The 19,559-nt window shown below is 40.7% G+C and carries 18 protein-coding genes; 16 read left to right on the top strand and 2 right to left on the bottom strand.

The window, feature by feature from the left end:
* Positions 1–4 precede the first annotated feature (4 nt).
* Positions 5–889 carry a YicC/YloC family endoribonuclease gene (locus IGK54_RS12175; RefSeq protein ID WP_430603048.1) on the top strand — a complete coding sequence of 295 codons (885 nt, stop codon included), beginning with the start codon at positions 5–7 and terminating at the stop codon, positions 887–889.
* Positions 890–944: 55 nt separating this feature from the next.
* Positions 945–1,250 carry a hypothetical protein gene (locus IGK54_RS12170; RefSeq protein WP_002383233.1) on the top strand — a complete coding sequence of 102 codons (306 nt, stop codon included), beginning with the start codon at positions 945–947 and terminating at the stop codon, positions 1,248–1,250.
* 43 nt (positions 1,251–1,293) lie between these two features.
* Here the strand turns inward: IGK54_RS12170 and IGK54_RS12165 are convergent, their stop codons facing one another.
* Positions 1,294–2,775 carry a DUF1958 domain-containing protein gene (locus IGK54_RS12165; RefSeq protein ID WP_002389422.1) on the bottom strand — a complete coding sequence of 494 codons (1,482 nt, stop codon included), beginning with the start codon at positions 2,773–2,775 and terminating at the stop codon, positions 1,294–1,296.
* Positions 2,776–2,998: 223 nt separating this feature from the next.
* Between IGK54_RS12165 and gmk the strand changes: the two genes are divergently transcribed.
* The 11 genes from gmk to IGK54_RS12110 all read left to right on the top strand — a co-directional run bounded on the left by gmk (position 2,999) and on the right by IGK54_RS12110 (position 14,712).
* Positions 2,999–3,613, top strand: coding sequence for a guanylate kinase (gmk, locus tag IGK54_RS12160; protein ID WP_002354915.1), 615 nt, complete (start codon positions 2,999–3,001; stop codon positions 3,611–3,613).
* Between the two features lie 4 nt (positions 3,614–3,617).
* Positions 3,618–3,920 carry a DNA-directed RNA polymerase subunit omega gene (rpoZ, locus tag IGK54_RS12155; protein ID WP_002354916.1) on the top strand — a complete coding sequence of 101 codons (303 nt, stop codon included), beginning with the start codon at positions 3,618–3,620 and terminating at the stop codon, positions 3,918–3,920.
* Positions 3,921–4,075: 155 nt separating this feature from the next.
* Positions 4,076–6,508, top strand: coding sequence for a primosomal protein N' (gene priA / locus IGK54_RS12150; RefSeq protein ID WP_173968716.1), 2,433 nt, complete (start codon positions 4,076–4,078; stop codon positions 6,506–6,508).
* A gap of 26 nt (positions 6,509–6,534) precedes the next feature.
* Positions 6,535–7,029 (top strand): peptide deformylase, encoded by a 495-nt coding sequence (def, locus tag IGK54_RS12145; RefSeq protein WP_002371656.1) that lies wholly within the window; start codon positions 6,535–6,537, stop codon positions 7,027–7,029.
* A complete protein-coding gene (gene fmt, locus IGK54_RS12140) occupies positions 7,022–7,963 on the top strand; it encodes a methionyl-tRNA formyltransferase (protein ID WP_002365369.1) in 942 nt (313 codons plus the stop codon). The genes def and fmt overlap by 8 nt, the downstream gene beginning before the upstream one ends.
* 5 nt (positions 7,964–7,968) lie before the next feature.
* Positions 7,969–9,348, top strand: coding sequence for a 16S rRNA (cytosine(967)-C(5))-methyltransferase RsmB (gene rsmB / locus IGK54_RS12135; RefSeq protein WP_002354921.1), 1,380 nt, complete (start codon positions 7,969–7,971; stop codon positions 9,346–9,348).
* 1 nt (position 9,349) lies between these two features.
* Positions 9,350–10,099: a Stp1/IreP family PP2C-type Ser/Thr phosphatase gene (locus IGK54_RS12130; protein ID WP_002354922.1), complete on the top strand. Its 750-nt coding sequence runs from the start codon at positions 9,350–9,352 to the stop codon at positions 10,097–10,099.
* Entirely contained in the window at positions 10,096–12,252 is a 2,157-nt protein-coding gene (gene ireK, locus IGK54_RS12125; RefSeq protein WP_002370103.1) for a serine/threonine protein kinase IreK, read from the top strand. The genes IGK54_RS12130 and ireK overlap by 4 nt, the downstream gene beginning before the upstream one ends.
* Positions 12,253–12,500: 248 nt before the next feature.
* Entirely contained in the window at positions 12,501–13,394 is an 894-nt protein-coding gene (gene rsgA, locus IGK54_RS12120; RefSeq protein ID WP_002359046.1) for a ribosome small subunit-dependent GTPase A, read from the top strand.
* A 23-nt stretch (positions 13,395–13,417) separates the two neighbouring features.
* Complete coding sequence (rpe, locus tag IGK54_RS12115; RefSeq protein WP_010825550.1) at positions 13,418–14,071, top strand: ribulose-phosphate 3-epimerase; 654 nt, start codon at positions 13,418–13,420, stop codon at positions 14,069–14,071.
* Positions 14,068–14,712 carry a thiamine diphosphokinase gene (locus IGK54_RS12110; RefSeq protein ID WP_002361010.1) on the top strand — a complete coding sequence of 215 codons (645 nt, stop codon included), beginning with the start codon at positions 14,068–14,070 and terminating at the stop codon, positions 14,710–14,712. The genes rpe and IGK54_RS12110 overlap by 4 nt, the downstream gene beginning before the upstream one ends.
* 102 nt (positions 14,713–14,814) lie before the next feature.
* Here the strand turns inward: IGK54_RS12110 and rpmB are convergent, their stop codons facing one another.
* Positions 14,815–15,003, bottom strand: coding sequence for a 50S ribosomal protein L28 (gene rpmB, locus IGK54_RS12105; RefSeq protein ID WP_002354928.1), 189 nt, complete (start codon positions 15,001–15,003; stop codon positions 14,815–14,817).
* 273 nt (positions 15,004–15,276) lie between these two features.
* Between rpmB and IGK54_RS12100 the strand changes: the two genes are divergently transcribed.
* From IGK54_RS12100 to recG, 3 genes are all read left to right on the top strand, one after another.
* Complete coding sequence (locus tag IGK54_RS12100; protein WP_002354933.1) at positions 15,277–15,639, top strand: Asp23/Gls24 family envelope stress response protein; 363 nt, start codon at positions 15,277–15,279, stop codon at positions 15,637–15,639.
* Positions 15,640–15,721: 82 nt separating this feature from the next.
* The gene (locus IGK54_RS12095; RefSeq protein WP_173950948.1) at positions 15,722–17,398 is read left to right on the top strand and encodes a DAK2 domain-containing protein; all 1,677 of its coding nucleotides are present in this window, start codon (positions 15,722–15,724) and stop codon (positions 17,396–17,398) included.
* 115 nt (positions 17,399–17,513) lie between these two features.
* Positions 17,514–19,550, top strand: a complete 2,037-nt coding sequence (recG, locus tag IGK54_RS12090; RefSeq protein WP_002368446.1) for an ATP-dependent DNA helicase RecG — start codon at positions 17,514–17,516, stop codon at positions 19,548–19,550.
* Positions 19,551–19,559: the final 9 nt, after the last annotated feature.

The following is a 19,559-nucleotide window of genomic DNA, read 5'->3' as shown; positions in this document are numbered from 1 at the left end:
GTCAATGAAAAGTATGACTGGATTTGGAAAAAAGACTATTCAAAATGAAAATTATCAATTGGATGTTGAAGTTAAAAGTGTCAACCAACGGTTTTTAGATATTCAATTGCGTATGCCAAAGGAACTGAATGCCTATGAACTGGTGATTCGGCAAGTAATCAAACGCACGTTAAAACGTGGACGTGTGGAAGTCTATGTAAATCTCCAAAAAATCGGCAACAATCAAAAAGAAGTGCGCGTGCAGTGGGACTTAATTGATCAATTATTAACTTCGGTAGATCAACATTTAAAGGAAAACTATCCGGAAGCAACGTTTGATGCAGGGGACACGGTCAACCATTTATTAAAGCAAAATGATTTTGTCGAAATAGTGGAAGCAGAAATCGTTGCTCAGACATTTGAACCATTTTTTGTTCAAGCATTTGAAGCAGCCATCGCTAGTCTTGACCAAAGCCGGGTGCAAGAAGGCACGCAAATTAAACAAGTCCTGCTTGACTACGTAGCAGTGTTGACCCAATCAATTCAAGAGCTGCAAGCGTTTGTGGGCGTTTTTGAACAAGAATACCGTCAACGTTTTGAAGCGAAATTAAACGAATGGTTAGGTAGCCAAGTGGATGAAACACGCTTATTAACAGAAATGGCCATTTTATTGGAAAAAGGCGATATTCATGAAGAATTGGATCGTTTGGATATCCATATTGATAAGTTGCATCAGTTGCTTGACGAAACAGAACCAGTGGGCCGAGAACTAGATTTCTTAATTCAAGAAATGAACCGTGAAGTCAATACGATTGGTTCGAAATCAAGTCCAATTGAAATAAAAAATAGTGTCGTTCAAATGAAAACAACCTTAGAAAAGATTCGGGAACAAATTCAAAATGTCGAATAGAGAAAATGGTTTCGTGTTTTTCCAGAAAACGCTATAATATAGAAGTAACGAATAAATGACAGAGGTGAAAGCAATGACTAAATTTTATGATGTAACCTTTCAAGAATTAAGTGGTCGTTCTGTGGTAAAAACAGAAGTCGCTTCAGACAGAGAACCATTTGACGTCTGGCAAGATGCTTGTGCAAGCTATTCTGAAACAGAATTAAATATCCAAATTAACGAAGACACGTTTGTTACTTTGAATCGTCACTTTGTTGTTCGCATTGACGTGAAAGAAGTTGACGGCCCTGTCGACAAACAAGTTCGTCGTCGCGATGAATTGATGAACGTGGTCAATACGCTTTCTAATATGGGCTTATAAAAAATACCACCAAGCATTTCACGCTTGGTGGTATTTTTTTTAATTAGAATAAAAGAAACAAGCCAACGGCGCATAGGAAAGAAAGAACTGCGGCACTTAAAAAGATTGTCCGCATGGCTGCAGTTTTACTGCTTTCTTTGCCGTGTTTTTTCTGACGTTCTAAACGTTTTTGAAGCTGACGGGTAATTACTGAGAAGATTAGCCCGAAAAGGACTAAAACACTTGTGGCAATCGATTTGGGAATAAAATGATTCGGTTCTGCAACGGTGGTATCCCCAGAATGTTCGTTTGATTCTTCCGCAGCTTCAGCTGTTGTTTGTTTTGGCTTAACTTCTTGGTAAGCCACTTTAGGCGCTTGAACAGTACTATTTAACAATGTCAAAGGCGTGTCGACTTGCACCTGCCCTGCTACTAATTTAAAAGTAGGCTGACTGCCTTTGGGAACGACACCGTATAAATCGTTAGCCAAAGTGACTTTTTTGTGATCAATGGTTTGTGGTCCTTTGTCTAAAAGTTTTTTGCGTTCGTATGTCGTATAGGCATAGTCCAGCAAAGCATTCCCAGCCACATGCCGTTCGTATTCACCATCTTGGTTTTGCCAATTACCAACGCCTAAAATGACTTCAATTAAACGGAAATCTCCTTGTTTGACAGTCGCAATATAGTTAAAACCGCCTGTTGGACTAGAGCCTGTTTTTAAACCATCCACGCCTTGGTAGCCATACTTAGCGCCTGGTAAAGAATAATTGTACGCTTCAAAAGTTTCCTCGTAAGGCGTGCCGACCATTGTTTTCACCACTGGTTTATTGGTGATTTCTAAAATTTCTGGATAATTTTTCAGAAAATGATAGGTTAGTGAAGCTAAATCTCTAGCTGTAGAGACGTTATCGCCATTTGGGTCAATTCCTTGCATTTGATACAGGCCGTTAAAGGCACTTGCTTGCGCTCCACTGCAGTTGTAATAGGTAGTATTTGTCATCCCTAATTCAGCCGCTTTTTGATTCATTAAATGAACAAAGTCAGTAGGCTGGTTCCCTGAAATTAAGTTTGCCAACATGAGAGTCGCCACATTAGAAGAGGGGACAGCAATCATTTTTAACAGTTCACGGACTGGATAAGCAACACCTAACGTAATTTTGTTATTACTAATGGCGTATATTTTAGAAATATCGACATCTTTTTGCGTAGCAGTCACAGTCGTATCCATTGTAAATTTTCCTTGCTCCATTGCTTCAAAGGCCAAGTACATGGTCATCACTTTGGCAATACTGGCAGGATTCCACGCTAAATCTGGTTGCTGCGACCAGAGAATTTCTCCAGAATCAGCATCAACAACGATGGCTGCTTTGGGAATGCCATCCGCTTTCAGGGTTGTCCCCATTTTTTTAGCAATTGCGGTAATATCTTCTTCTGCGTGAGTCACAGTAGGTTGGGCAAAAAAGGCCCCACAACTGACAACTAAGCCTAGCAGAAACAATGTAAATGGTTTAATTCGTGCGATGTTTCTCAGTCCTTTCTTATTCACGTTTTTTTCATCCTAAAGGAGTCATCACTTCATTTTACTTAAAAAATGGCTGCCTGTATAGGAATTCTAGGTAATTTGTTTAAAAAAAGAACAAGTTATGAAAGCCAAATTAAAGAAGAAATGTTATTTTTTCAGTGAATCTCCAAGAAAGTCTTGAAAATTGCAGAAAAAAAGTGCAAAATAGAACTAATACTGTGAAATTATGTTTTGAAAGGAAGTCGTTATGTCAGAGCGCGGGTTATTAATCGTATTGTCAGGTCCTTCAGGAGTGGGGAAAGGGACTGTAAGAAAGGCTATTTTCGACAGTGAAGAAAATGATTTTCAATATTCAATCTCAATGACCACTCGGAAACAGCGAGAAGGCGAAGTGGATGGAGTAGATTACTATTTCCGTTCAAGAGAAGAATTTGAAGCGATGATTGAAGCTGGAGAAATGTTGGAATATGCGGAATATGTTGGTAACTATTATGGGACACCATTAACGTATGTTAACCAGACGCTAGATGAAGGCAAAGACGTCTTTTTAGAAATCGAAGTCCAAGGGGCTAAACAAGTCAAAGACAAAGTGCCTGATGGCGTATTTATCTTTTTGACACCCCCCGATTTAGCGGAATTAAAATCAAGAATTATTGGCCGCGGAACAGACGAAATGTCTGTGATTGAAGAACGAATGGCTGTGGCCAGAGAAGAAATCGAAATGATGGCGCTGTATGATTATGCGGTAGTGAATGATGAAGTTCCTTTAGCCGTGCAACGAATTAAAGACATTATCGCGAGTGAGCACTTCCGTGTTGACCGTGTAATTGGAAAATATATTAAAATGTTAGAGGAGATGTAGCCTTATGATGTTAAAACCGTCAATTGACTCATTATTAAAAGAAGTCCCTTCAAAATATTCTTTGGTTATTTTAGCAAGCAAACGTGCGCATGAATTAGATGAAGGCGTTCAACCAACCGTTGAATCCTTTGATTCTGTAAAAAGTGTGGGTCGTGCGTTAGAAGAAATCGAAGCAGGAACAGTGATCAGTGATCCAAATCCTGAAGAAAAACGCGAACGTCTACGCATTGAACGTGAAGAACGCAAACGCCAACGTGAACAAGAACAAAAAGAATTAGAAAACCGTTTACGTGACGAAAAAAATTAATTGAATGATTGTCAACGAATGGAGAAAGCCGTCTGTCTATTTCAGAGGCTTTCTCTTCGTTTATTCTGAAAGGTGCCAACGAGACACACAAGACAAATCAGTCAATCTTTAGTACAATAGGCAAAGAGAATTTACATAAAAAAGGAGGACGCACCATGCAAAAAGTAGCCAAAGTTATTGTGGATGTACCAACGATGCAAACCGATCAACCATTCACTTATTTAGTTCCTGAAAATTTAAATGAGCAATTGGCTGTCGGCATGCGTGTAGAAGTGCCTTTTGGTAACGGTAATCGGCATGTTCAAGGGTTTGTTCTAGCCATTGAACCAATGGCTGCAACGGTTCTTGACGAAACCAACGTTCAGTTGAAAGAACTAGTGGCGGTGTTGGATTTAAAACCTGTCTTAAATATAGAAATGTTGGCTTTAGCTGATTATATGAAGGAAAAAACGTTTGCCTTTAAAATCACTTGCTTGCAAACCATGTTGCCTAGCGTAATGCGTGCCGATTACCAAAAATATATTTATTTAACGAATGAGCTTTCTGAAGAATTACAAGATCAGTTATTTTATGGTTTAGAGGAAATTTCGTGGGACCAAGCGCAAGAACGTGGGATTTTGCCTCAACTAATGGCGTTGCGTAAACAGCAAAAAGTCGATATTCGCTACGAAGTTACGACGAGAAATAAAGTCAAAATGGTCCGCTTCATTCAAGCCGCTAAGGAATTTGAACAATTAGAGGAAATACGTTTGGGTTTACGCAAGGGAGCTAAGAAGAAAGAGCAACTTCTTTACTATTTACAACGCTTAGGCACTGAAAAAGTCACCGCTGTGAAGGAAATGAAAGAATTAGGTTTCAGTACCGCGCTTTTAAATGAAGCGGCCAAAAACGGCTGGTTAACGTTCATTGAAAAAGAAGCGTATCGTGATCCGTTTGCTAATCAGACGTTTGAAAAAACGACTGCGTTATCTTTGAATGCAGAACAACAGGTGGCTGTGGAAACAATCTTACAATCGGTCCAAGAACAGCAAAGCCAAACCTACTTATTGGAAGGTATTACAGGAAGTGGGAAAACAGAAGTTTATCTACAGGTCATTGCAGAAGTTCTTAACCAAGGCAAAACAGCCATTATGCTTGTCCCTGAAATTTCTTTAACTCCGCAAATGGTGCAACGCTTTAAAAGTCGCTTTGGCGAACATGTTGCTGTAATGCACAGTGGCTTATCGCAAGGTGAAAAATACGATGAGTGGCGGAAGATTGAACGAGGAGAAGCGGAAGTGGTGGTTGGCGCGCGTTCAGCCATTTTTGCGCCAATCGAAAACATCGGCGTGATCATTGTTGATGAAGAACACGAGGCAAGTTATAAACAAGAAGAAACCCCGCGCTACCACGCGAGAGATTTAGCGATTTGGCGTTCGGAGTACCATCATTGCCCTGTTGTTTTAGGCAGTGCCACGCCGTCCTTGGAATCACGCGCTCGCGCACAAAAAAATGTTTATCAGCGGTTACGATTAACACAGCGTGCCAATCAAGCGGCAACCTTGCCTACGATTGATGTAGTGGATATGCGGCAAGAAGTAGAAAATGGCAATGTCTCTTCTTTTTCCATGTCGTTGCAAGAAAAACTCCAAGAACGCTTAGAGAAAAACGAACAAAGTGTTCTCCTACTTAATCGCCGTGGCTATTCGTCATTTGTGATGTGTCGCGATTGTGGCTATGTGTTGCCGTGTCCGAATTGTGATATTTCCTTAACTTTGCATATGGATAGCAAAACAATGAAATGTCATTATTGTGGGCATGAAGAGCGAATTCCTTATCGCTGTCCTAACTGTGGCCAAGATAAAATTCGCTACTACGGAACAGGCACACAAAAAGTAGAAGAAGAATTACAAACGTTGTTACCAGACAGTCGTATTCTCCGAATGGATGTTGATACGACCCGACGCAAAGGTGCGCATGAAAAGATTTTGCGAACATTTGGTGAAGGACAAGCGGATATCTTATTAGGCACACAAATGATTGCCAAAGGACTGGACTTTCCAAATGTGACGTTAGTCGGTGTCTTAAATGCTGATACCGCCTTGAATTTACCCGATTTTCGTTCCAGTGAACGGACCTTCCAGTTATTGACACAGGTCAGTGGCCGAGCTGGTCGTGCTGAAAAACCGGGAGAAGTCATCATTCAATCTTTTAACCCCGAGCATTATGCGATACAATTGGCAAAAGCCCAAGATTATGAAGATTTTTATACAAAAGAAATGTATATTCGTCATCGTGGGGATTATCCGCCGTACTATTTTACGGTCCAAATTACGGCTAGCCATCCTGAAGAAAATGAAGCAGCGAAACAAATGTTTCAAATTGCGACGAAATTAAAACAAGGCTTATCGCCGCAAGCTATTTTGTTGGGACCAACGCCTAACGCAATTATGCGTGTCAATAATCGATACTTTTATCAAGTGATTATCAAGTATAAACAAGAACCAATGCTTCAACCATTATTGAAAGAAATTTTAACCGATACACAACGAGCAACGGCTCGTGGTTTAAAACTTTCCATTGATGCAGAACCCATGAATTTTATTTAAAAAATACAGCTTTGAAAGGAGCACTTATGCGCTATCCAGTTGTGATTCACCCGAACGAACACTTAAAAATGAAGGCTCAACCTGTGACGATTATTACCGATGAAATTGTGCAGTTACTAGAGGACATGTATGAAACAATGCTGGCCCATGATGGGATTGGCTTAGCAGCCCCGCAAATTGGGAAAAATTTGCAAATGGCAGTGATTGAAATCGATGAAGAATCTGGTCGTTTTGAACTAATTAATCCTGTGATTATTGAAAAAAAGGGAACCAGTATTGATGTGGAAGGCTGTTTAAGTATTCCAGAAACATATGGAACCGTTGAACGAGCAGATGAAGTGACTGTCCGTTATTTTGACCGTGAAGGTGAAGAAATGGAAGTTACGGCTTACGGCTATTTAGCTCGAGCTTTTCAACACGAAATTGATCATTTGAATGGCGAGTTATTTATCGATAAAATGATTGAGAAAATTGCACCAGAAGATTTAGAAGCGTATATGGAGGAACATTTTGATGACTAAAATTGTATTTATGGGCACACCAGCCTTTTCTGTTCCGATTTTAGAAAGTTTAATCGAGGCAGGCTATGACGTTCAAGCGGTTGTCACGCAACCAGATCGACCAGTTGGCCGAAAAAAAGTGATTACCCCAACGCCTGTCAAAGAAGCAGCTTTAAAACATAACTTATTAGTCTTACAACCAGAGAAAATTTCAGGTTCTCCTGAAATGGAAAAAGTGATTGACTTAGCACCAGATTTAATTGTGACAGCAGCCTTTGGGCAATTTTTACCAGAGAAAATTTTAAAAGCGCCCAAACTAGGTGCGATTAATGTCCATGCCTCACTTTTACCAAAATATCGTGGCGGCGCACCTGTACATTACTCAATTATTGAAGGAGAAAAAGAAACAGGCGTCACGATTATGGAAATGGTGAAGAAAATGGATGCTGGCGCGATTTTATCGCAACGCGCAATTCCGATTACGAAACAAGATGATGTAGGCACCATGTTTGAAAAATTAAGCATTCTAGGAAAAGAACTTTTATTAGAGACGTTACCTAAGCTAATTGCTGGCGAAATCACGCCTATTCCACAAGTGGAAGAAGAGGCTACTTTTTCACCAAATATTACTCGAGAACAAGAACGAATTGACTGGCAAAAAACTGCTGAGGCAATTGATAACCAAGTGCGTGGTATGCGTCCTTGGCCAACAGCGTTCACAACCTATCAAGGGACCAACTGGAAAATTTGGGCAGTGACACCACTGACTGAAACAACAACCAGCGCCCCAGGAACGATTATCCAACGTAGTAAAAAAGCGCTGTGGATTGCTTGTGGTGAAGGGACAGTCCTTCAAATTGATCGCCTGCAACCAGCAGGTAAAGGTCAATTAACGATTCAAGAATTTTTAAATGGCGTTGGTCAAAATGTCGCAGAAAAAGATAAGGTGGACTAACAAAAATGGCTGAAAAAATCCCCAAGAAATTAAAACGTTCTGTTCGATACGTTGCTTTAGAAACCATCGAACGTGTGGATAAAGGTGGGGCGTACTCCAATCTTTTACTTAATGAAATGATGACAAAATCAGAACTAAGCGAGAAAGATGGCCGCTTGTTTACAGAACTTGTCTACGGCACAATTAGTCGCAAATTATTGTTGGAATACTACTTAACACCATTTGTTAAGAAACCGCAAAAAGTCGATAATTGGGTGAAAAATTTATTGATTTTATCGTTATATCAATTACTTTATTTAGATAAAGTGCCTGATCACGCAGTCATTAATGAAGCGGTTGAAATTGGCAAACGTCGTGGCAATCCTGGGATTGGTAAATTCGTGAATGGCGTGCTGCGGGCGTTCCAACGAAATGGAGCACCTAGTTTGGCCGCAATTAGCGATCCAGTTGATCGTTTAGCAACGGAAATTAGTATGCCACGTTGGTTAACAGAAAAATTACTTGCCCAATTAGGCGAAGAAGAAACACGGCAGTTGGGTTTGTCATTATTTGAAAAAAGCCATGCGAGTGGCCGCGTAAACACACGGTTTATTTCACGAGAAGAAGCGCTGGAAGAATTACAAGAAACAGGGATTGCCGCGAAGGAAAGTCAACTTTCCCCTTATGGTGTTGTCGCTGAAAAAGGCTACTTAGCTGGTAGTGAACTGTTTATTAACGGTTGTTTAACCATTCAAGATGAAAGCTCTATGCTCGTGGCTCCAGCGATGCAAATTGAACCGCATCATCGTGTCTTGGATGCTTGTGCGGCTCCTGGTGGCAAAACGACTCATATCGCAACTTTTTTAGAGGCTGAAGCAGGTGGTCGTGTGACTTCTTTAGATATTCATGCGCACAAAATTAAGCTAATTAATGAAAATGCGCAACGCCTCCATGTGGCGGATGTCGTCCAAGCAGAAAAGCTTGATGCGCGACAAGTGGCCGAAGAATTTCCCGCAGAAACCTTTGATCGGATTTTAGTTGATGCACCATGTTCAGGCTTAGGGCTAATGCGCCGTAAACCAGACATTAAATACCATAAAACGGCCAATGATTTTCAAAATTTACCTAAAATTCAGTTAGAAATCTTAGAAAGTGTTGCCCCAACACTAAAACAATGGGGTATAATGGTCTATAGCACTTGTACTATTACGCCAGAAGAAAATCAGGAAGTAGTGGCAGCCTTTTTAGCCAAACACCCTGAATTTGAAAAAATTGAAATTGTTGCAAATGAAAATGTCCAAGCAGTAGTAAAAGAGCAAGAACTGGTTCTGTATCCCCATCAATACATGACAGATGGCTTCTTTATTTGCTGTATGCGGAAAGTTAGTTCAAATGAGGTGAAATAATTTGGAAATCAACGTTCAATCAGATGTCGGTCGCAAAAGAAATACGAACCAAGATTATGCCAACGTTTTTGAGAACCAACAACACATAACCTTTGCTGTTTTAGCAGATGGCATGGGTGGTCACCAAGCAGGTGATGTCGCTAGCCAAATGGCAGTCAATAATTTAGGTGAGAGTTGGTCCAATGCGTCTGTCGACTCAGCTGAAAAATCTGCACAGTGGTTAATTCAAGCAATTCAAAAGGAAAATGAAAAAATTTATGAACGCGGACAATCGAAACCAGAGTATTTAGGAATGGGGACAACCGTGGTTGGTGCCATCCTTTTACCGGATTCATTTGTCTTAGCAAATGTGGGGGACAGTCGTGCTTATTTAGTTCGTGACCAACACATGTTACAATTAACAGAAGATCATTCTTTAGTGAATGAACTAGTAAAATCAGGGGAGATTACTCGTGAGATGGCTGCAAATCATCCACGAAAAAATGTCCTAACACGTTCTTTGGGAATGCCTGGCACTGTCGAAGTCGATGTAACCAATCATGAATGGCTGCCTAATGACTATTTACTGTTATGTTCGGACGGTTTAACCAATATGGTTCCTGAGACAAAAATTTTAGAAATTTTAGAGACGTCAGATCCCTTAGAATCCAAATTAAGCCAACTCGTTGCCCAAGCAAATGAAGCAGGTGGTTTAGATAACATTACCGTGTTAGTGATACACTTTGACGAACAGAAGGAGGAAAACCAATGATAGAAATCGGCAAGAAGCTGAATGGTCGATATCACATTATTGGCAGCATCGGAAGCGGCGGCATGGCCAACGTCTATTTAGCACACGATTTAATTTTAGACCGAGACGTTGCAGTAAAAGTCTTGCGCTTTGACTTCCAAAACGATCAAGCCGCCATCCGACGTTTTCAGCGTGAAGCACTAGCCGCAACTGAGCTGGTTCACCCGAATATCGTCAGTGTGTACGATGTAGGCGAAGAAGATGGACTACAATATTTAGTCATGGAATATGTGAAAGGAATGGACTTAAAACGGTACATCCAAACGCATTTCCCAATTCCTTATTCCACAGTTGTGGACATTACGCAACAAATTTTATCTGCTGTCGCAATGGCACATGAACATAGAATTATTCACCGGGATTTAAAACCGCAAAACATTCTGATTGACGAACACGGCACAGTCAAAATTACTGACTTTGGGATTGCGATTGCCTTGTCAGAAACGTCAATTACGCAAACGAACACAATGTTAGGTTCGGTGCATTACTTATCGCCAGAACAAGCGCGCGGAAGCATGGCGACCAACCAATCAGATATTTACGCTGTGGGAATTATTCTCTATGAAATGCTAACAGGGAATGTACCTTTTGATGGTGAATCAGCCGTAACGATTGCCTTAAAACATTTTCAAGAAGAAATTCCCTCTGTCAAAATGTTTGATCCAGGGATTCCTCAATCATTGGAAAATGTGGTTCGTCATGCAACAGCAAAAGACCCAAGCGATCGCTACAAAACAGCGAATGAGATGGCAGAAGACTTATACACGTCCTTGTCAGCCAGTCGTTTAAACGAACCTGCGTGGGAACCAACGGCTTTATTAGGAGAAACGAAAGTATTAACTCCGATTCCCGAAGACATCGCTGAACCGGAAGAGACAACGCCTGTCGAAGTCCCAGAAGATATCGCAGATGACATTTTAGCTGAACAACCGCCGAAGAAAAACCGTAAAAAATTGTGGATTGGCTTAGCAATTGCGGCATTAATTGCTTTAGCAATAGGTGGCTTAGCCTTTGCAATGTCGGGTGGTAAAGACGTTGAAGTTCCTGATGTTACAAATGAAACGAAAGCGGACGCTTCACAAGCGCTACAAAGTGCCGGGCTGAAAGTCGATAGTGAAACCAAAAAAATTCCCGATGATAAGATTGAAGAAGGCAAGGTGGTCAAAACAGACCCCGAAGCAAAATCATCTGTGAAAAAAGGCCGATCTGTTACTTTGTACATCAGCTCTGGAACAGAAAAAATTGAGATGGCCGATTATACAAACGAATCGTATGAATCTGCTGTCGAAGCCTTGAAAAAACTAGGGTTTTCAGAAGACCAAATTACAACGAAAAAAGAATACAGTGATTCTGTGTCTACAGATAACATTATTAAACAAAAACCAGCTGCAGGTAAAAAAGTTGATCCGAAAAAAGACAACGTCACTTTAACGGTCAGTGAAGGACCAGAAGCGGTTACTTTGCCTAGTTACGCCGGTTATTCTTACACAAATGCAGTAAATGCACTGGCACAGTTAGGCATTTCTGAATCTCAAATTACGCGTGTCGACCAAGCAAGCGATACGGTAGAACCAGGTTTAGTCATTACGCAAGACCCCGCACCAGGGGGCACCGTGACACCTAAAAATGGTCAAGTGACATTATATGTAAGTAAAGGTAGCGACAAAGTGACACTTTCTGATTATAGCGGAATTTCTTACGATAATGCGGTAAGTCGCTTAATTGCTTTAGGTATCCCAGAATCTCAAATTAAACGAGTGGACGAAGAAAGCGACAAAGTTGAAAAAGATACCGTGATTAGTCAAGAACCAGCTTCTGGTACCGCTGTTGATCCGAAAAATGACACGATTACTTTACATGTCAGCAAAGGCAGTGACTCAGTAACTGTTCCTGATATTTCAGGTTATTCGCCAAAAGCTGCAGAAGACAGCATCAATAACGCTGGCCTTAAAATCAATGAACAAGGATTATCTGGCTCTGGCGATGGCCAAGTCGTTGAACGAACTAGCCCATCCGCTGGCAGCAAAGTTAAAAAAGGCGACTCTGTTACGGTTTATTATTCAAAAGCAAATGATTCAAAAAGCACCACTAGTGAAAGTAGTACGAGTAATTAAGACAAGAGGTTGGGACAGGAGTGTTTAGCTTCAAGAACCAAGTAGGTACTGTTTAACATCTATTTGCTTTTCAAATAGTGTTTCTCAGCAATAAGAAGAAGCTGCTCCTGTCTCGCCATTTATCTTAAGATTTAGGTCTAGGAAGGTAAGTCATTTCGACTTATGTCCTAGGCTCTTTTTAATTAATAGAATCGAGAGGCTCCCTTGATTTCTCTGCCACTATCCTGTATATTCGAAAGTAGTTAGGAGTGGTTTATCTGAAAGGTCAAATCAGAAAAGCGTTAAGCGGTTTTTATTATGTATACGCAGATGGAGAAACATATCAAACAAGAGCGCGAGGGAATTTTCGTAATCGAAAAATTACGCCACTCGTGGGAGATGAAGTGCTTTTTGAAAGCGATAATTTAACAGATGGTTATGTGTTGGAAATTTTACCAAGACGAAATGAATTAGTGCGCCCGCCTGTTGCAAATGTGGATCTAGGTGTGGTTGTCATGAGTATGGTTTCGCCAAATTTTTCGTTTAATTTGTTGGATCGTTTCTTAGTCAGCTTAGAGTATAAGGATATAGAACCAGTTATTTATTTAACGAAAGTTGATCTATTAGATGAGCCGCAACGTCAAGAAGTCACTGAAATTAAACAGATTTATGAAGCGTTAGGTTATGCGGTAATCGCTTCGGAAGACGTAGAAGCCACCAAAGAATTAGAACGCTTTTTCCCAGAACGGTTGACTGTTTTTATGGGACAATCAGGCGCTGGAAAATCAACATTGTTGAATCAAATTTCACCAGAATTACAACTAGCAACTGCGGAAATTTCCCAATCTTTAGGACGGGGCAAACATACGACCCGTCACGTGGAATTGATTCCGTTATACGACGGTTTGGTTGCTGATACACCAGGATTTAGTGCCATCGATTTCTTGGAGATGGAAGCAGTGGAATTACCAAAGCAATTTCCTGAATTTGTTGCCGCGGCCTCTCACTGTAAGTTTCGTGAATGTATGCACCACAAAGAACCTGGTTGTGAAGTGAAACGTCAAGTGGAAGCGGGAACCATTGCGACGAGTCGTTACGAAAATTATTTACAGTTTTTAATGGAAATCGAGAATCGACGACCTGTTTATAAGAAAAAATCATAGCAAATATAAAGGGAGCGAGCCAAATGAAACTAGCACCATCCATTTTAAGTGCCGATTTTGCCAATTTAGAAAGAGATATCCGTTTAGTAGAAGAATTAGGAGCAGATTATATTCATGTTGATGTCATGGACGGTCAATTTGTGCCCAACATTACCTTAGGACCGAATATCGTTTCAGCGATTCGTCCAGTGACAAAACTACCATTGGATGTTCATTTGATGATTGTACAACCTGAAAACTATATCAATGCCTTTGCGGAAGCCGGTGCGGATATTATTACTGTCCATCAAGAAGCAACACCCCATATTCATCGTGTCTTACAAATGATTAAAAATGCGGGTGTGAAAGCTGGCGTAACCATCAATCCTGGGACACCACTTTCGATGATCGAAAATGTATTAGATTTGGCAGATCAAGTCTTGGTAATGACTGTCAATCCAGGCTTTGGCGGACAATCATTTATTGAAAACTCACTAGAAAAAATTGCTCAATTAAAAGAATGGAAAGAAACAAAAGGATACACCTATGAAATTGAAGTCGATGGCGGGATTGTTCCTGAAACTGCCGCACGCTGCAAAGAAGCTGGTGCGGAAGTGTTCGTTGCAGGCTCCTACATTTATAATGCTGAAAATCCTCAAGAACGAATCGATGCACTGAGAGCAGTGCTAGACAAATGAGTCGTGTCTTACTGGTAGCTGGGGGCAATCCAAGTGATTGGCCAACCATTGAACCAGCTACGTATGATTATTTCGTAGGTATTGATCGCGGCTGTCTCCATTTATTAGAGGCCGATTTACCGTTACAATTAGCGGTGGGCGATTTTGATTCATTATCACGAGAAGAATACCATTTTGTCCAAGAAACTGCCGAAACACTCATCCAAGCACCTGCTGAAAAAGATGATACAGATACACAATTAGCGCTTCAAGAAGCTTTACAACGATTTCCACAAGCAGAGATGACGATTATCGGTGCGACAGGGGGCAGAATTGACCACTTATTAGCCAATCTTTGGTTACCCTTTGAACCACGATTTCAAGGCGTACTTCGCCAAATCCGTCTATGCGATCGTCAAAATAGCATCCAGTATTACGCCCCTGGTTCGTATATCGTACCAAAAGAGCCAGATAAAGAATATCTGGCCTACTGCTGTTTGACGCCTGTAGAAAACTTGACGCTACGACGCAGTAAATATTTATTAACCAATCAAGATGTTCCTTACCCAACATCGTATGCAAGTAATGAATTTATCGAAGAAGCCGCTGCTTTTTCCTTCGATGCAGGGATGATTGCGGTTATTCAAAGTAAAGACAAGTAAAAAGAGGTTGGACCTTCATCAATGCGATGAAGGTCCAGCCTCTTTTTTTATGCAATAAAAAAAGCCGAACAACGAACGTCCAGCTTTGCTTATTTAAGTTTATTAAACACGTTCGATTTTACCAGATTTCAAAGCACGAGTTGACACCCAAACTTTTTTAGGTTTACCATCGATTAATACGCGAACTTTTTGTAAGTTAGGTTTCACAGTGCGTTTTGTTGAGTTCATCGCATGTGAACGGTTATTACCACTTGAAGTCTTACGACCAGTGAAGTAACATACTTTTGCCATTTTAAGTTTCCTCCTTTGCCTTGATCTTGGAGCGATAATATTCAGCTCATACTAACTTAATTTATCATATTAGGCACTGATTTGCAAGAAGATTTTTTTCTATGATTTGACTTTAGCAATCAAAAAGAGTAAATTGAAATCTTGCTAGAATGTTCACTTAGAAGTGGAAGAATGAAAATATCTGACGAACTTCCTTTTAATTAAAGGCTGGATATGATAAAATGTTATGGAAGAAAATAGGGCGAATGTGCTCTTATAAGGAGGCTTTCATCAATGGCTGTAAAAATTCAAACACCCGCAGGTACCATTGAGATTACCAATGATGTGATCGCTACAGTAGTTGGCGGAGCTGCGACAGATATTTACGGAATTGTCGGAATGGCAAGCAAAAATCAAATTAAAGATAACTTAAACGATATTTTACGTCGTGAGAATTACTCACGTGGTGTCGTTGTTCGTCAAGAAGACAACGGAATCGCAGTGGATGTCTACACGATTGTTAGTTATGGTACAAAAATTTCTGAAGTTTCTCGTAACGTCCAAGAAAAAGTAAAATATAATCTTGAAACATTATTAGGTGTCACTGCGAATTCAGTTAACGTTTTTGTTCAAGGAGTTCGTGTATTACCGGATTAGAGGTAGTGTACTGTCAACGATGCAATTGCACAAGGAAGTCGTGTGTTGCCGTTAGCGGTAAATCTGAAGGAGGATTTTTTAGGTGAATGTAACAGAAATCAGCGCAGGTCAGTTCCAGGAAATGGTCCAGGCAGGTGCGACTCGTCTGCACACAAATGCAGAATATGTCAACTCATTAAACGTTTTCCCTGTACCCGATGGTGATACAGGAACAAATATGAACTTATCAATGACCAGTGGTGCAAAGGCTGTGGCCGATTCTCGCTCTGAAAAAGTAGGAGAATTAGCAGGTGCGTTATCCAAAGGGTTATTAATGGGTGCTCGTGGAAACTCTGGGGTTATTTTATCTCAATTATTCCGTGGCTTCTCAAAACAAATTCCTGAGGTTACAACATTAAATGCCAAAGACTTGGCCGCTGCCTTTACACATGGTGTAGAAACAGCGTATAAAGCAGTGATGAAACCCGTTGAAGGAACAATCTTAACTGTTTCTCGTGAAGCGGCGCGTTCTGGTGAACGTAAAGCGAAAGAAACAGATGACTGTATCGAAGTTATGACAGCTGTTGTAGCAGGTGCTAAACGTGCTTTAGCGAAAACACCTGATTTATTACCTGTCCTAAAAGAAGTCGGCGTTGTAGATAGTGGGGGTCAAGGACTACTATTTATCTATGAAGGATTTTTAGAAGCGCTTAGTGGTGAATTTTTACCAACTGAAACGTATGAACCAAGTCCTGCCGAAATGGACGAAATGGTTAATGCTGAACATCACCGTGGTGTTAGTGGTCACGTTGCGACAGAAGACATTAAATTTGGCTATTGTACAGAAATTATGGTTCGTATCGGCGAAGGCCCAACCGTGGACAGCGCTTTTGATTATGAAACATTCAGAAACTACTTAAATGAACTAGGCGATTCTCTATTAGTCGTTAACGATGACGAAATTATCAAAGTTCACGTACACACTGAGCATCCAGGTGAAGTGATGAACTACGGCCAAAAATTTGGTTCGTTAGTAAAAATAAAAGTAGACAATATGCGTTTACAACATGAAACGTTAGTTGAACGCGATGCTCAGCAAGAAGCGTTGACTGAAAAAGTTCGCGTACCGTTTGCTGTGATTGCTATTGCAGCCGGTGAAGGCGTTCAAGAATTATTCCGAAGTTTAGGTGCAAGCTACATTATTAGTGGTGGCCAAACAATGAACCCAAGTACGGAAGATATTTTAAAAGCAGTCAAAGAAGTGAATGCAGAGCAAGTCGTTATCTTACCAAATAACAAAAACATCTTTATGGCGGCTGATCAAGCAGCAGAAGTTGCCGATGTACCAGTAGCGGTTGTTCCATCTAAAACCATTTCTCAAGGAATGACAGCAATGTTAGCTTTCAATGATCAACAATCATTAGAAGAAAACAAAGCAAGTATGACGGAAATGTTAGACAGCGTTGTGAGTGGTCAAGTAACCACAGCTGTTCGTGACACAACCATTGATGACGTTGAAATTAAAAAAGATGACTTCTTAGGAATGATTGATGGTAAAATCGTCGTTTCTGAAGCAGATCGTTTTAATGCATCATTAGACACGTTGAACCGCATGATTGATGAAGACACTGAAATCGTGACAATTATTGTCGGCGAAGATGGTTCTGTTGAAGAAGCTGAAAAGCTAATCGCTATTTTAGTTTCTGAAAACGATGAACTAGAAACAGAACTTCATGAAGGTGGACAACCTGTATATCCATACTTATTCTCAGCAGAATAGGTTTTCGTGATGAAAAAATAAAAACGAATAGGCTGGTTCATTAGTTAGGGCTAATGAACCAGCCTATTTAATGAATGATCCATTTTTTTGCGTATATTAATGAGGAGGGGATTTTATGGACATCACAGATTTAGTCAGCGTATTGCCCGGTGTTGGCCCAAAACGTGCTGAAAATTTACAAGAACTGGGGATTGCTACAATTGAAGACTTATTGACGTATTATCCCTTCCGCTACGATGATATCCAAGAAAAGGATTTAAGCGAGATTCAGGATCAGGAAAAAGTTACGCTAAAAGGGCTAGTGGTTTCGGAAGCAGTCGTTAGTCGGTACGGTTATAAGAAGAGCCGGTTAACGTTTCGAATGATGCAAGAACATGCGGTCATTAATGTTTCCTTCTTCAATCAACCTTTTTTAAAAGACAAAGTAGTTCTTTCCGAAGAAATTGCTGTTTATGGCAAATGGGATGCCAAGAGAAAATCATTAAATGGCATGAAAATCTTAGCTTCTAAAGGAGACAATGAAGATTTCGCCCCCATTTATCATGTGAATAAAAAAGTCCGCCAAAGCACGTTGGTTCAGTTAATCCGCACTGCTTTTGAAGAGTATGGTTCACTGGTTGAAGAGATTTTACCGAATGATTTATTAGAAAAGTACCGCTTGATGCCTAGAAAAGAAGCAATGTGGGCGATGCATTTTCCCAGTAATCCAGAAGAAAGCCATCAAGCTAAACGACGAGTAGTCTTTGAAGAGTTTTTCCTTTTCCAACTTAAAATGCAAGGATTGAAGAAACAAGAAAAAGCGGAAAAAAATGGTTTAGCTATTCAATATGACGTGGAGCGCTTAAAAACGTTCACCCAAGGACTGCCTTTTGAATTGACAGGCGCCCAAAAAAAAGTGACCAATGAAATTTGTCGAGACTTGCGAAGTCCGAAGCATATGCAACGATTGCTTCAAGGTGACGTGGGGAGTGGGAAAACGGTAGTGGCTGCGATTGCGCTATACGCCACCATGACCGCTGGCTTTCAAGGAGCGTTGATGGTTCCGACTGAAATTTTAGCGCAGCAACACATGGAAAGCTTACAGCAGTTGTTTGATCCATTAGAAGTTCGAACGGCCTTATTAACAGGTTCCACCAAAACGAAAGAACGTCGTCTAATTCTCGAAGAACTGGCCAATGGCGAGATTGACATTGTGGTAGGGACCCATGCTTTGATACAACAAGATGTCAGTTTCCATCAATTAGGTTTGGTAATCACCGATGAGCAACATCGTTTTGGTGTGAACCAGAGAAAAATATTAAGAGAAAAAGGCTTAAAACCAGATGTTTTATTTATGACGGCCACTCCGATTCCTCGAACGCTGGCCATTACAGCCTATGGCGAAATGGATGTATCAATCATCGATGAAATGCCAGCTGGACGGATTCCAATCGAAACACGTTGGATTCGGCCGCCGCAGTTAGATACTGTTTTAGAATGGATGGAAAAAGAGCTAGCTCGAGGACATCAGGCCTATATTATTTGTCCCTTGATTGAAGAATCAGAAGCCTTAGATGTGAAAAACGCAACAGAAATTTTTGAACATATGCAAAGCTTTTATTCCCCAAGATATCAAGTGGGATTACTACATGGTAAAATGAAAAATCAAGAAAAAGATGACATTATGCAGGAGTTCAAAGACAATCAGCTGCAATTATTGGTTTCTACCACCGTTATTGAAGTTGGCGTGAATGTACCAAATGCCACGGTGATGTTAATTATGGATGCGGACCGGTTTGGGTTAGCACAGTTACATCAGTTACGGGGCCGTGTTGGGCGTGGCTCCAGTGCTTCTTATTGTATTTTAGTAGCCAATCCGAAAAATGAAATGGGCGTTGAGCGTATGAAAATCATGACAGAAACCACCAATGGTTTTGTCTTGAGTGAGCGTGATTTGGAACTTCGCGGACCTGGGGAAGTGTTCGGTGCACGGCAATCAGGGGTGCCTCAATTTGCGGTAGGAGATATCGTGACGGACTTTAACATTTTAGAAGTTGCGCGCCAAGAAGCAAGTGCCCTATGGAAAGTGAAAGAGTGGTGGCAATATCCTGCTTATCAAGGCTTAGCCAATCGAGTGAAACCCCAAGATGAGGCGGCCCAATTTTTCGATTAGAAGAGGTAA

It is taken from the genome of Enterococcus sp. DIV2384, assembly GCF_050534975.1.
GTDB classification, from domain to species: Bacteria; Bacillota; Bacilli; order Lactobacillales; family Enterococcaceae; genus Enterococcus; species Enterococcus faecalis.
Note: the sequence above shows the minus strand (reverse complement) of the source record. Positions and strands in the feature narration are given on the sequence as shown.